Source organism: Citrobacter sp. RHBSTW-00986, from assembly GCF_013783065.1.
Lineage (GTDB): Bacteria > Pseudomonadota > Gammaproteobacteria > Enterobacterales > Enterobacteriaceae > Citrobacter > Citrobacter braakii.
Genome location: NZ_CP056200.1, coordinates 3155561 through 3168999, shown reverse-complemented (window position 1 = coordinate 3168999; position 13439 = coordinate 3155561). Strand labels below are relative to the sequence as shown.

15 protein-coding genes, 1 tRNA gene and 1 pseudogene are annotated in these 13439 nt (G+C 52.8%); 11 read left to right on the top strand and 6 right to left on the bottom strand.

Going from position 1 to position 13439, the window contains the following annotated elements; translation table 11 throughout:
• The first annotated feature begins 117 nt into the window (after positions 1–117).
• The 10 genes from HV345_RS15485 (at position 118) to rlmC (ending at position 8982) form a co-directional block, all read left to right on the top strand.
• Entirely contained in the window at positions 118–408 is a 291-nt protein-coding gene (locus HV345_RS15485) for a YbjC family protein (protein WP_016152409.1), read from the top strand.
• Positions 392–1114, top strand: coding sequence for a nitroreductase NfsA (gene nfsA, locus HV345_RS15480; protein WP_016156098.1), 723 nt, complete (start codon positions 392–394; stop codon positions 1112–1114). The genes HV345_RS15485 and nfsA overlap by 17 nt, the downstream gene beginning before the upstream one ends.
• A gap of 59 nt (positions 1115–1173) precedes the next feature.
• Positions 1174–2076, top strand: a complete 903-nt coding sequence (gene rimK, locus HV345_RS15475) for a 30S ribosomal protein S6--L-glutamate ligase (protein ID WP_016152412.1) — start codon at positions 1174–1176, stop codon at positions 2074–2076.
• A gap of 89 nt (positions 2077–2165) precedes the next feature.
• Complete coding sequence (locus tag HV345_RS15470) at positions 2166–2642, top strand: YbjN domain-containing protein (RefSeq protein WP_016152413.1); 477 nt, start codon at positions 2166–2168, stop codon at positions 2640–2642.
• 433 nt (positions 2643–3075) lie between these two features.
• A complete protein-coding gene (potF, locus tag HV345_RS15465) occupies positions 3076–4188 on the top strand; it encodes a spermidine/putrescine ABC transporter substrate-binding protein PotF (RefSeq protein ID WP_181635777.1) in 1113 nt (370 codons plus the stop codon).
• 138 nt (positions 4189–4326) lie between these two features.
• On the top strand, positions 4327–5460 hold the full coding sequence (gene potG, locus HV345_RS15460) for a putrescine ABC transporter ATP-binding subunit PotG (RefSeq protein WP_181635776.1): 1134 nt from the start codon (positions 4327–4329) through the stop codon (positions 5458–5460).
• 9 nt (positions 5461–5469) lie between these two features.
• Positions 5470–6423: a putrescine ABC transporter permease PotH gene (potH, locus tag HV345_RS15455; protein WP_016152416.1), complete on the top strand. Its 954-nt coding sequence runs from the start codon at positions 5470–5472 to the stop codon at positions 6421–6423.
• Complete coding sequence (potI, locus tag HV345_RS15450) at positions 6420–7265, top strand: putrescine ABC transporter permease PotI (RefSeq protein WP_016152417.1); 846 nt, start codon at positions 6420–6422, stop codon at positions 7263–7265. Before potH ends, potI begins: the two co-directional genes overlap by 4 nt.
• A 59-nt stretch (positions 7266–7324) precedes the next feature.
• Entirely contained in the window at positions 7325–7813 is a 489-nt protein-coding gene (locus tag HV345_RS15445) for a YbjO family protein (RefSeq protein WP_016152418.1), read from the top strand.
• 41 nt (positions 7814–7854) lie between these two features.
• A complete protein-coding gene (gene rlmC / locus HV345_RS15440; protein ID WP_181635775.1) occupies positions 7855–8982 on the top strand; it encodes a 23S rRNA (uracil(747)-C(5))-methyltransferase RlmC in 1128 nt (375 codons plus the stop codon).
• A 322-nt stretch (positions 8983–9304) separates the two neighbouring features.
• Here rlmC and HV345_RS15435 read toward each other — a convergent pair.
• The 3 genes from HV345_RS15435 to HV345_RS15425 form a co-directional block, all read right to left on the bottom strand.
• Positions 9305–9392: transfer RNA gene (locus HV345_RS15435), tRNA-Ser, on the bottom strand.
• A gap of 149 nt (positions 9393–9541) precedes the next feature.
• Entirely contained in the window at positions 9542–10219 is a 678-nt protein-coding gene (locus tag HV345_RS15430; protein WP_016156101.1) for an isochorismatase family protein, read from the bottom strand.
• 16 nt (positions 10220–10235) lie between these two features.
• Positions 10236–11096, bottom strand: coding sequence for a pirin family protein (locus HV345_RS15425; protein ID WP_181635774.1), 861 nt, complete (start codon positions 11094–11096; stop codon positions 10236–10238).
• Positions 11097–11204: 108 nt separating this feature from the next.
• On the opposite strand from HV345_RS15425, the gene HV345_RS15420 reads away from it, so the two are divergent.
• Positions 11205–12116 (top strand): LysR family transcriptional regulator, encoded by a 912-nt coding sequence (locus HV345_RS15420; protein ID WP_181635773.1) that lies wholly within the window; start codon positions 11205–11207, stop codon positions 12114–12116.
• Positions 12117–12195: 79 nt separating this feature from the next.
• On the opposite strand, the gene infA is transcribed toward HV345_RS15420, so the two are convergent.
• The 3 genes and pseudogenes from infA to aat form a co-directional block, all read right to left on the bottom strand.
• Complete coding sequence (infA, locus tag HV345_RS15415; protein WP_002211347.1) at positions 12196–12414, bottom strand: translation initiation factor IF-1; 219 nt, start codon at positions 12412–12414, stop codon at positions 12196–12198.
• Positions 12342–12699: pseudogene (locus HV345_RS15410) on the bottom strand (hypothetical protein). The gene infA and the pseudogene HV345_RS15410 overlap by 73 nt, the downstream one beginning before the upstream one ends.
• A complete protein-coding gene (aat, locus tag HV345_RS15405) occupies positions 12700–13404 on the bottom strand; it encodes a leucyl/phenylalanyl-tRNA--protein transferase (RefSeq protein ID WP_046274664.1) in 705 nt (234 codons plus the stop codon). It abuts the pseudogene before it with no gap.
• Positions 13405–13439: the final 35 nt, after the last annotated feature.

Below are 13439 nucleotides of genomic sequence, written 5' to 3'. Positions count from 1 at the left end.
TTTGTGACGGATGAAAAGCAGGTTCAGCCTGTTGCTTTGATATCCTCAAGCTATAACTGTTAAACACGACAAGCCGGAACGTTTTATAATGAAAGCCATTTCGCCGGGAGGCCGCTTATGCGCACAATTGGTGCATTACCCAAAAGCGTATTGATGCTGGAAATAATCGGGATGGTTTTGTTATCGCTGGCGCTGCTATCGCTTAACGATTACCTCACTTTACCCGCACCGCTTGGCAGTCCGTTAGCCTGCGTGGTGATGATATTTCTGGGTGTGCTGCTGATGCTTCCCGCCGCGGTGGTATTAACGTGGCGTATTGCTCAACTGGTTGCGCCGCAGTTGATGTCACGAACCCCCGGTGATTCTTCACGTTCAGACAGAGAAAAAAGAGATGACGCCAACCATTGATTTACTTCGTAGCCACCGTTCCATTCGCCATTTCACCGATGATGCCATTTCGGATGCGCAGCGGGAGGCGATTATTGCCGCCGCTCAGGGGACCTCAAGCTCCAGTTTTTTACAATGCACAACCATCGTTCGCATAACGGATAACGCACTGCGCGAATCACTGGCTACTTTATCCGGCGGACAAAAACATGTGGCGCAGGCCGCCGAGTTCTGGGTGTTTTGCGCTGACTTTAATCGCCATTTGCAGATTTGCCCTGACGCGCAACTCGGGCTGGCGGAACAACTGCTACTGGGCGTTGTTGATACCGCGATGATGGCGCAAAATGCGCTGACGGCGGCAGAGTCTTTGGGGCTTGGCGGCGTGTTTATTGGCGGTCTGCGAAATAACATTGAGCCGGTCACTGAGCTTCTGAAGCTTCCGCAACATGTTCTGCCGTTGTTTGGGCTATGCCTCGGCTGGCCTGCTGATAACCCGGATATCAAGCCGCGACTGCCAGCGTCGCTTGTGGTGCACGAAAATCAGTATCAGCCACTCAACAAAGACGTTTTGTCGCAATATGATGAGCAGCTCGCGCAGTACTATCTGACCCGCGGGAGCAATACGCGCCGTGACACCTGGAGCGACCATATTCGCCGCACCATCATTAAAGAAAGTCGTCCCTTTATCCTGGAATATTTGCATAAACAGGGATGGGCTACGCGCTAAAGATTTTAACGCAGTGTATGATACGCCAGCTTTTACCAGGTCATTCAGAGAGGTGCAGGGTGAAAATTGCCATTTTGTCCCGGGACGGAACGCTCTATTCTTGTAAGCGCCTGCGTGAAGCGGCGATGCAGCGTGGTCACCTGGTTGAAATTATCGATCCCCTTTCTTGCTATATGAACATCAGCCCGGCGGCGTCCTCTATTCATTACAAGGGCCGCCAGCTTCCTCATTTCGATGCAGTGATCCCAAGGATTGGTTCAGCGATTACCTTTTACGGTACTGCGGCGTTGCGCCAGTTTGAGATGCTGGGTAGCTATCCGCTGAATGAGTCGGTAGCAATTACGCGTGCGCGCGATAAGCTGCGTTCGCTGCAGTTGCTGGCGCGTCAGGGAATCGATTTACCCATCACCGGGATTGCTCACTCTCCGGACGATACCAGCGACATGATTGACATGGTTGGCGGCGCGCCGCTGGTGGTGAAACTGGTTGAAGGTACGCAGGGGATCGGCGTGGTACTGGCGGAAACGCGGCAGGCCGCAGAAAGCGTGGTGGATGCCTTTCGTGGGTTGAATGCCCATATTCTGGTTCAGGAATATATCAAAGAAGCGAAAGGGCGAGATATTCGCTGTTTCGTGGTCGGTGACGAGGTGGTGGCCGCCATTGAGCGCCGGGCCAAAGAAGGTGATTTTCGTTCTAATCTCCATCGCGGTGGGGTTGCCACTATTGCGAATATCACGCCGCGCGAAAGGGAAATTGCGCTCAAAGCCGCTCAGACAATGGGTCTGGACGTTGCTGGCGTTGATATTCTGCGTGCTGAACGTGGGCCGCTGGTCATGGAGGTCAACGCTTCTCCTGGCCTGGAAGGGGTGGAGAAAACTACCGGAATAGACATTGCCGGCAAGATGATCCAGTGGATTGAGCGTCACGCTACACCTGAATTTTGCCTTAAAATCGGCGGCTAAGCACAATATCGATTGCGATCGTAGTATGACACGCTCTTTTTGCGTAAGCTGTGCCGGTATTTTTTCATCAATAGAGGTCGCACATTATTATGACATCACTGGTCGTTCCCACTCTGGATACGTTGCGTCAATGGCTCGACGACCTGGGCATGAGTTTTTTTGAATGCGATACCTGTCAGGCGCTGCATTTGCCGCACATGCAGAATTTTGACGGCATCTTTGATGCAAAAGTTGATTTGGTCGATAACGTCATTCTGTTTTCCGCGATGGCAGAAGTCAGACCTTCTGCACTACTGCCGCTGGCCGCCGATCTGTCTGCGATTAACGCCAGTTCACTGACGGTGAAAGCCTTTCTGGATATGCAGGATGATAATCTGCCAAAGCTGGTGGTCTGCCAGTCTTTATCCGTTATCCCGGGCGTGACGTTTGAGCAGTTCGAATATTTTGTTCGCCAGAGTGAAGAGCAAATATCGATGGTGATCCTCGAGGCCGGTGCGCATCAGCTGTTATTTAACGCTGAAGAAGATGCGCAAAACAGCAACGCCGAAGTTCATTTCCTCCATTAATTCTTCCTGAATCTGGACATATATTGCGCAGCCGCTGCCAAAGCGGTTGCGTATTGCCTGTTTTTATTCTGCATTTAACCGTTCATTAAAGAATTATTCACCTCCATTCAGCGCCTTCCGCTGTATGTCATAGACAATTCATGCATAAAAAATTGATAAAAGACGTTTTTTAATCTGGGCTATATCCACAAATCCTGGCTAAAGTTATTCTTGCGAAGCTTATCAACGTCATCATTCAAACAGCCCCTTGTGGCCTGACCTGTGGCCACAATGCATATTGAATGCATGGGGGGATGCCAGCGCGCAATAGCGGCGTGAGGAGAGGCCTCTCTTTTCATGGGTGCCGCTTGAAAGAATATGCACGTTTCTTGCATATCATTAGAGTGTGACATTTTTGTTCGTTTGTTAACGAACTTTCAGAAGGAAAGAGATTATGACCGCCTTAAATAAACGATGGTTACCAGGCCTGGTTGCGGGTGCTCTGATGGCCATCTCTGCTGGCACGCTCGCTGCTGAACAAAAAACGCTGCATATTTATAACTGGTCTGATTATATTGCCCCGGATACGGTGGCTAATTTTGAAAAAGAGACCGGAATTAAAGTTATCTATGACGTATTTGATTCCAATGAAGTGCTGGAAGGTAAGCTCATGGCTGGCAGTACCGGCTTTGACCTTGTCGTTCCATCCGCCAGTTTCCTTGAGCGTCAACTGACCGCGGGCGTCTTCCAGCCGCTGGATAAGAGCAAATTGCCTGGCTGGAAAAACCTCGATCCTGAATTGCTGCAGCTGGTGGGTAAACACGATCCGGACAACAAGTTTGCGATGCCGTATATGTGGGCAACAACCGGTATTGGCTATAACGTGGATAAAGTGAAAGCGGTACTGGGGCCAGATGCGCCGGTTAATAGCTGGGATCTGATCCTCAAGCCAGAAAATCTGGAAAAACTCAAAAGCTGCGGCGTCTCTTTCCTCGACGCGCCCGAAGAAGTGTTTGCCACCGTGCTGAATTATTTGGGTAAAGATCCAAACAGTACCAAAGCGGATGATTACACCGGACCGGCAACCGATCTGCTGTTGAAACTGCGCCCGAATATTCGCTACTTCCACTCCTCGCAGTACATTAACGACCTGGCAAACGGTGATACCTGCGTGGCGATTGGCTGGGCCGGGGATGTGTGGCAGGCGGCAAACCGGGCGAAAGAAGCGAAAAATGGCGTCAATATTTCCTTCTCAATTCCTAAGGAAGGTGCGATGGCCTTCTTTGATGTGTTCGCGATGCCTGCCGATGCGAAAAACAAAGACGAAGCCTATCAGTTCCTCAACTACCTGCTGCGCCCTGATGTAATTGCGCATATTTCTGACCACGTGTTCTATGCCAATGCCAACAAAGAAGCGACAGCACTGGTCAGCCAGGACGTGCGCGACAACCCGGGCATTTACCCGCCTGCCGATGTCCGCGCCAAGCTGTTCACGCTGAAAGTACAGGATCCGAAGATCGACCGTGTACGTACTCGCGCCTGGACGAAGGTAAAAAGCGGGAAATAACCCGATGTACGGGACGTGACCCGGCAGGATTTACGCCTGCCGGGCAGTGTTGATCCCGGACACATATAACCCGGCAATACGCACCACTGTGGTGCGTTATTTGCACCGTTTCTTTGTTTTATGCCGGAGAGCGCCTAATTGAATGATGCAATCCCACGCCCACAAGCGAAAATCCGCAAGGCGCTGACCCCGCTGCTTGAAATTCGCAACCTGACCAAGTCCTTTGACGGTCAGCACGCCGTTGATGACGTCAATCTTACTATCTACAAAGGTGAAATATTTGCTCTGCTCGGGGCGTCCGGCTGCGGTAAATCGACCCTGTTGCGGATGCTGGCGGGATTTGAACAGCCAACAACCGGGCAAATTATGCTTGATGGCGTCGATTTAGTGCATGTCCCGCCTTATCTGCGTCCGATTAATATGATGTTTCAGTCCTATGCACTGTTTCCGCACATGACGGTAGAGCAGAACATTGCCTTTGGCCTCAAGCAGGACAAGCTGCCAAAGGCTGAAATCGCCAGCCGGGTGAGTGAGATGCTAGGACTCGTGCATATGCAGGAGTTCGCCAAACGTAAGCCGCATCAGCTTTCTGGCGGTCAGCGTCAGCGCGTGGCGTTGGCGCGTAGCCTGGCGAAACGCCCGAAGCTGCTGCTGCTGGATGAGCCGATGGGGGCGCTGGATAAAAAGCTCCGTGACCGCATGCAACTGGAAGTGGTGGATATCCTTGAACGTGTCGGCGTGACCTGCGTGATGGTGACGCACGATCAGGAAGAAGCCATGACGATGGCGGGCCGCATTGCGATCATGAACCGTGGAAAATTTGTCCAGATCGGCGAGCCTGAAGAGATCTACGAGCATCCGACTACGCGTTACAGTGCAGAATTTATCGGTTCGGTTAACGTCTTTGAGGGGCTGCTGAAAGAACGTCAGGAAGATGGTCTGGTTATTGAGTCTCCAGGACTGGTACATCCGCTGAAAGTGGACGCAGACGCTTCCGTTGTCGATAACGTCCCGGTGTATGTTGCGCTGCGCCCGGAAAAAATCATGCTCTGCGAAGCCCCTCCGCCAGAGGGATATAACTTCGCGGTAGGCGAAGTGGTGCACATTGCCTATCTGGGTGATTTGTCGGTGTACCACGTACGCTTGAAAAGTGGCCAGATGCTGAGCGCTCAGTTACAAAATGAACATCGTTATCGCAAGGGATTACCAACCTGGGGTGACGAAGTCCGTTTATGTTGGGATGCGGACAGCTGTGTGGTGTTGACGGTTTAAGGAGCGAAGATGAGTACACTTGAACCTCCGGCGCGCGTGGATAACGTGGGGCGTTTCACGCTGTTTATGTCGCGACTGCAAATGAAGCACGGGCGCAAGCTGGTCATCGCGCTGCCGTATGTGTGGCTGATGCTCCTGTTTCTGCTGCCGTTTCTGATCGTCTTCAAAATCAGTTTGGCTGAAATGGCGCGGGCTATTCCGCCGTATACCGACCTCATTTCATGGGCTGACGATCAGTTATCCATCACCCTCAATTTAGGCAATTTCCTGCAACTGACGGACGATCCGCTCTATTTTGATGCGTATCTGCAATCTTTGCAGGTAGCGGGGATTTCGACTGTCTGTTGCCTGCTGTTGGGATATCCGCTGGCATGGGCGGTCGCGCACAGCAAACCCTCGACACGCAATATTCTGTTGCTGCTGGTGATCCTGCCGTCCTGGACGTCATTTTTGATTCGCGTATACGCCTGGATGGGGATCCTGAAAAATAACGGTGTCCTGAACAACGTTCTGATGTGGCTGGGCGTTATCGACCAACCGTTGACGATTCTGCACACCAATCTGGCGGTCTATATCGGTATTGTTTACGCCTATTTGCCCTTTATGGTGCTGCCGATTTATACCGCGCTGACGCGTATTGATTACTCGCTGGTGGAAGCGGCGCTGGATTTAGGTGCCCGACCGTTGAAAACCTTCTTTAGCGTGATCGTGCCGTTGACCAAGGGCGGGATTATCGCCGGGTCAATGTTGGTGTTTATCCCGGCGGTTGGGGAGTTTGTGATCCCGGAACTGCTGGGCGGCCCGGACAGCATCATGATTGGGCGTGTGCTTTGGCAGGAGTTTTTCAATAACCGTGACTGGCCGGTGGCTTCTGCCGTCGCCATTATTATGCTGCTGTTACTGATTGTGCCGATCATGTGGTTTCATAAATATCAGCAAAAAAGCGTGGGGGAACACGGATGAATAACTTACCGGTCGTTCGCTCGCCGTGGCGTATTTTTATCCTGGTACTGGGTTTTACCTTCCTGTACGCGCCGATGCTGATGTTGGTTATCTACTCGTTTAACAGCTCCAAACTGGTGACGGTCTGGGCGGGGTGGTCAACGCGTTGGTATGGTGAGCTTTTCCACGATAGCGCGATGATAAGCGCCGTCGGCATGAGCTTAACGATTGCCGCCTGTGCTGCGACGATGGCGGCAATTCTCGGTACCATCGCCGCCGTGGTGATGGTGCGCTTTGGTCGTTTTCGTGGATCAAATGGTTTCGCCTTTATGATCACCGCACCGCTGGTGATGCCGGATGTCATTACCGGTTTGTCGCTGCTTCTGCTGTTTGTGGCTTTGGCGCACGCCATCGGCTGGCCAGCGGATCGCGGTATGTTGACCATCTGGCTGGCGCACGTCACATTCTGTACAGCGTACGTGGCGGTAGTGATTTCCTCGCGTTTACGCGAACTGGATCACTCCATTGAGGAAGCGGCGATGGATCTTGGTGCCACGCCGCTGAAGGTTTTTTTCGTCATCACGCTGCCGATGATTATGCCGGCGGTGATCTCAGGGTGGTTACTGGCCTTTACGCTGTCGCTTGATGATCTGGTCATTGCCAGTTTTGTCTCTGGTCCTGGCGCCACAACGTTACCCATGCTGGTGTTCTCCAGCGTACGTATGGGGGTCAATCCGGAGATCAACGCGCTGGCGACGTTGATACTTGGCGTGGTAGGAATTATCGGATTTATCGCGTGGTATCTGATGGCGCGAACAGAAAAACAACGGATTCGCGATATCCAACGTGCAAGACGCGGCTGAAAAAACTAAAATCTGCCAACCTGTCTATACGGCGCAGCTGCGGTGGCTGCGCCGTTTTCATGGAAGACGACGCGTTGGGATTTTTTAAGAAATCATCCACATCACATGCCCGTTTAAACGTCCCTACTTTAGTGCAGGTGGCGGCGCTGGCTATTATCATGATCCGCTGTCTCGATCTGTTGATGATTTTTAATACGCTCGGGTTTCGCGGAACCAGCGAGTTTATTCATCGCAGCGTCCAGACCTGGAATTTGACGCTGGTGTTTCTGGGTAGCCTGGTGCTGCTGTTTATCGAAATTTACTGCGCATTTTCGCTGGTTAAAGGTCGGAACTGGGCACGCTGGGTCTATCTACTGACCCAGATTATCGCCAGCGTCTATCTGTGGGCGGCCTCATTGGGCTATGGATATCCGGAACTGTTCAGTATTGCGGGAGAGTCCAGACGTGAAATCCTGCATACGCTGGTGATGCAAAAATTGCCGGATATGCTGGTGTTGCTACTGCTGTTTGTTCCTGCGTCCAGCAGGCGGTTCTTCCGCTTGCAATAACGTGTATAATCTTCGCCCCCTGTTAATTTGTAGGTTTTTGTATGCAGTGCGCACTTTATGAGGCCGAACGCTGCCGCTCTTGTCAGTGGATAACGCAGCCTGTCGCCGATCAACTCTTCGCCAAAACAGCCGATCTGCAGAATCTGCTGGCCGATTATCCGGTCGGAGAATGGTGCGCGCCGGTCAGCGGCCCGGAGAGCGCTTTTCGTAATAAAGCCAAAATGGTGGTCAGCGGCAGCGTGGAAAAACCGCTGCTGGGGATGCTGCATCGTGACGGTACGCCGGAGGATTTGTGCGAGTGTCCGCTCTATCCTGAGTCTTTTGCGCCGGTGTTTGCCGCACTAAAACCGTTTATCGCCCGTGCGGGGTTGACGCCCTATAACGTGGCGCGCAAACGCGGGGAGCTGAAATATCTGCTGTTAACGGAAAGCCGGTTTGATGGCGGTATGATGCTGCGTTTTGTTCTGCGCTCCGATGCGAAACTGGCACAACTGCGTACGGCGCTGCCATGGTTACAGGCGCAGCTTCCGCAGTTAAAAGTGATCACCGCCAATATTCAACCTGTGCATATGGCGATTATGGAAGGGGAGAGCGAAATCTTCCTGACGGAACAACAGGCGCTGGCTGAACGCTTTAACGATGTGCCATTGTGGATACGCCCACAGAGCTTCTTCCAGACCAACCCCGTGGTGGCTGGGTATTTATATGCCACGGCGCGCGACTGGGTGCGTCAGCTTCCGGTTAATCACATGTGGGATCTGTTTTGCGGCGTCGGGGGTTTTGGTTTGCACTGCGCCACGCCGCAGATGAAACTGACGGGTATTGAAATTGCGCCAGAGGCCATTACCTGCGCGAAACAGTCGGCGCAGGAGCTTGGGTTGCAGAATCTGCATTTTCAGGCGCTGGATTCAACCCAGTTTGCTACCGCGCAGGGAGAAGTGCCGGACCTGGTGCTGGTGAATCCGCCTCGTCGGGGGATTGGGAAGCCGCTGTGCGATTTTCTCTCCCGCATGGCACCGCGTTTTATCGTTTACTCCAGCTGTAATGCACAAACCATGGCGAAGGATATCCGCGAGTTGCCTGGATATCGCATTGAACGCGTCCAACTTTTTGATATGTTCCCACATACCGCGCATTACGAAGTGTTAACACTGCTCAGCCGACAATAACCGACATGCCTGATGGCGCTACGCTTATCAGGCTACGCAGAGATGTTGAAATGTAGGCCGGATAAGGCGCATGCGCTGCATCCGGCAAATGCAACATGCGAAAAAAAAGCCCGTACTTGCGTACGAGCTCTTTCTCGAATATGGCGGTGAGGGGGGGATTGACTCGCTTCGCTCGCCCTTCGGGCAGCCTGTTCGCTGCGCTCTCAGTCTGTCCAACTGGCTACGCCAGTTGTCGACCCCCGGTCGGGGCTTCTCATCCCCCCGCAGGCGTGCAACATGCGAAAAAAAAGCCCGTACTTGCGTACGAGCTCTTTCTTGAATATGGCGGTGAGGGGGGGATTCGAACCCCCGATACGTTGCCGTATACACACTTTCCAGGCGTGCTCCTTCAGCCACTCGGACACCTCACCATATTGTATTGCTGCCTGACCGCTTGGGGGGCAGCGGGGCGCTACTATAGGGAGTTGCGCTAAAACGGTCAAGCAGAATTTACGTGTTAACTCTCGTTTGGTTACGCAATGTACATATTCCTCAGCCCGGACAGGCGCGGAGAATATGATTAGCGTTGCGAGTCCAGTTTTTCGCCGTTGGTCACGACTTCCTGGGCCTTGCTATAGCTCTCGATCAGCAACTGATAAGCCGGGAAGATTTTGGTATACACTTCCGCCCATTCAGCGGCGTCTTCACGGTTCCATGTCCCCTGAATTTCAGAAGCGACGGCGGCGGTATCCATCGGTATCACGCCAGCCTGAACAACACGTGCCAGGGTGATTTCCTGTGCCATTTTGCTGTAAGTACCGGAAGCGTCGATCACTGCGAAGACCTTGTAGCCCTCCGCAACCGCGCTGATGGCCGGGAAAGCCATGCACACGCTGGTGATCGTACCGGCGATAATCAGCGTCTTACGACCCGTAGCTTTGACCGCTTTCACGAAGTCTTCGTTATCCCAGGCGTTGATTTCGCCTTTACGTGCTACGTATTGAGCATGTGGCGCATTGGCATGGATCTCTGGGATCAACGGGCCGTTAGGCCCCTGCGGTACCGATGCCGTGGTAATTACCGGCATCTTCGCCAGGGTTGCTATTTTAGCCAGCGCGGCGGCACGCGCACGCAGTTCCGGCATTGGCATATCGCCGACGGTCTGGAACAGCCCACTCTGATGATCGATAAGCAGCATGACGGAATCATTCACATCGATGACCGGACGTGAACCATTAAAGTTTGCAGGACTGGACATATTCTTCTCCTTCGATTCAGATTTGGCCAAAGCGGCCGGAGTTAAAATCGCGGACGGCTTCAGCGATTTCTTGTTTCGTATTCATCACAAACGGACCGTAACCTACAATCTGCTCGTTCAACGGTTCGCCAGACAGCAGTAGCACGCTGGCGTCGCTGGTGGCTTCAATGTGTAGCGTTTTCCCCTGCTGGCTTAGCACTACCAGTTGTGCTTCGCTGGCAGGCGTGGTGCCGTTTACGGTGATATTCCCTTTTAATACCACCAGAGCGGTGCTCCACCCTTCAGACTGGGACAACGTCAGCGGATGATTACGTTGCAGGCGCATATCCCAGACGTTCAGCGGTGAAAAGGTATGTGCCGGGCCTTTCGTATCCTGATAGCTGCCCGCAATCACGCGAACGCTGCCTGCATCATCGGGCAAGGCGACGGTGGGAATAACATCGCTGCTGATGCCCTGATAACCCGGTACGGCCATTTTGTCTTTTGCCGGCAGATTGACCCACAGTTGCACCATTTCCAGTTCACCGCCCTGACGGGTAAATTCCGGGGAGTGGAACTCTTCGTGTAATATTCCTGCACCAGCGGTCATCCACTGCACATCGCCAGGGCCGATAATGCCGCCGCGACCGGTTGAATCACGGTGTTCAACTTCGCCGCTGTAAACGATAGTCACCGTCTCAAAACCGCGGTGAGGGTGTTCACCTACGCCGCGTTTTTCGTTACCCGGCGTGAACGTATGCGGACCCGCGTAATCAAGCAGCAGGAACGGGCTTAATTGCTCAGCATGAGACTGGTAAGAGAACATCGAGCGAACCGGAAATCCATCGCCAACCCAGTGTGGGCGAGGTGCGGTGTAGACGCCTGTTACTTGTTTCATATGTGTCTCCTCAGTGGCGTTGTTTTGATGTGAATAAGCTTATATTCATGACAGCGAGGTGAGTAGTAGCTAAAATAGCTCTCACTGTCTCAAAAATAGGACAATGAAATGGCAAGGCCGGATCTCAATGATTTTGCATGGTTTGTGCATGTTGTAGAGGAAGGGGGATTCGCGGCGGCGGGTCGGGCGCTTGATGAACCAAAATCAAAACTGAGCCGACGGATAGCGCAACTTGAAGAGAGGCTGGGGGTACGGCTGATTCAGCGAACCACCCGGCAATTTAACGTGACTGAAGTCGGGCAAACCTTTTACGAACACTGTAAGGCGATGCTGGTGGAGGCGCAGGCGGCGCAGGATGCCATTGCCGCGTTACAGGTTGAACCGCGTGGCGTTGTGAAGCTGACTTGTCCTGTTACGTTGCTGCATGTGCATATCGGGCCAATGCTTGCCCGTTTTATGGCACGTTATCCTGACGTATCAGTACAACTGGAGGCCACTAACCGCCGTGTTGACGTCGTTGGAGAAGGTCTGGATGTGGCGATTCGCGTCAGACCTCGGCCATTTGAGGATAGCGACCTGGTGATGCGCGTCCTGGCGGACAGAGGACATCGCTTATATGCCAGCCCGCAGTTAATTGAGCAGATGGGGGCGCTACACTCTCCGGCAGAGCTGACACTTTGGCCAGGTTTGAGTCTGGCCTCTGGTAAACATGTGCATCGTTGGGAGTTATTCGGCCCGCAGGGCGCGCGGGCGGAGGTGCATTTCACGCCGCGTATGATCACCACCGATATGCTGGCGTTACGCGAAGCCGCAGTCGCCGGCGTAGGTGTTGTTCAACTTCCACAGTTGATGGTAAAAGATCAATTAGCTGCGGGTGAGTTGGTGGCGTTGCTCGACGGTTGGGAACCTAAGCGAGAAATTATTCACGCAGTCTTTCCATCACGCAGGGGATTATTACCGTCAGTGCGCGCATTAGTGGATTTCTTAACGGAAGAATATGCGCGGATGATTGAGGATTAAATACCAGGCTTCAGCCCACAAAAAAGGCCGGTTAAACCGACCTTTTATTATCTGGACGCCATTCGGGCGTTAAAAACAATCAGCGACTACGGAAGACAATGCGGCCTTTGCTCAGGTCGTACGGGGTCAGCTCAACAGTCACTTTGTCGCCCGTCAGGATGCGGATATAGTTTTTACGCATTTTACCGGAGATGTGTGCAGTAACCACGTGACCGTTTTCTAACTCTACGCGGAACATGGTATTAGGTAACGTATCGAGAACGGTACCCTGCATTTCAATATTGTCTTCTTTGGCCATCTAATCCTCTGGGGTATCACTACCGTAATTTGAACCGGCAAGATAATGCCGAAGTTCTTTTAATAAGTAAAGATTTGTGCGTTTAAAACACAGCAAATCGGGTTTGGCGCATTACTCTATCCACACACGGCAAAGCCGCACTTAAAGCGCAACGTGTAAGGGAACGAGGAGATAAACGATAGGCGTTGCCTGACGCGAACTGTTCCTTAACGGCGGCGGGGTAATGGGCTAAACCAACTCTGCGCGACAATTATAACACCCCGACAAAAAATGTGCCGAAAACATTCACTCCTGAGGTGAAAATAACATCCTGGGAATCCAGAAATGGCTCGGTAGCCGCTGCTGGCGCAGTCTGCTCAGGTGCTCAAGGTACTCCCGACGCGGTGTTTCGACGGCGCCCAGCGAGGCTGTGTGGCTATTTAATACCTGGCAGTCGATTAATTTTCCGCCCTGACGGATAAATTCAGCGCAAAAAACAAGCAGTGCGGTTTTGGACGCATTTTCCTGACGGCTGAACATCGATTCGCCACAAAACAGCGTACCTTGCGCCACGCCATACATACCGCCCACTAATTCATTTTGTCGCCACACCTCAATTGAGTGGGCATGCCCCAGTTCGTGCAGGCGATGGTAAGCATCCACCACATCATGCGTTATCCAGGTGCCTTCTTCCCGGTCATTCGCGCAGCCTTCAATCACCTGACCAAACGCGTAATTGAGCGTCACGCGATAAGGCGAATTTTTATGAAAGCGTTTCATGCTGCGGCTGAGGTGAAATTTCTCGGGCCAAAGAATGGCGCGCGGATCGGGCGACCACCAAAGGATGGGGTCGCCAGGTGAAAACCATGGGAAAATACCGCGCTGATAGGCCATCAGCAGGCGGGCAGGGCTGAGATCACCGCCAAGCGCCAACAAACCGTTAGGCTCGCGTAAAGCGCCTTCCGGTGACGGGAAGGCTATGGAATGGCGGGACAGTTGCACCAGGCGCATGACAGCGAAACTCCACTACGCGAGTTTGATCGTTC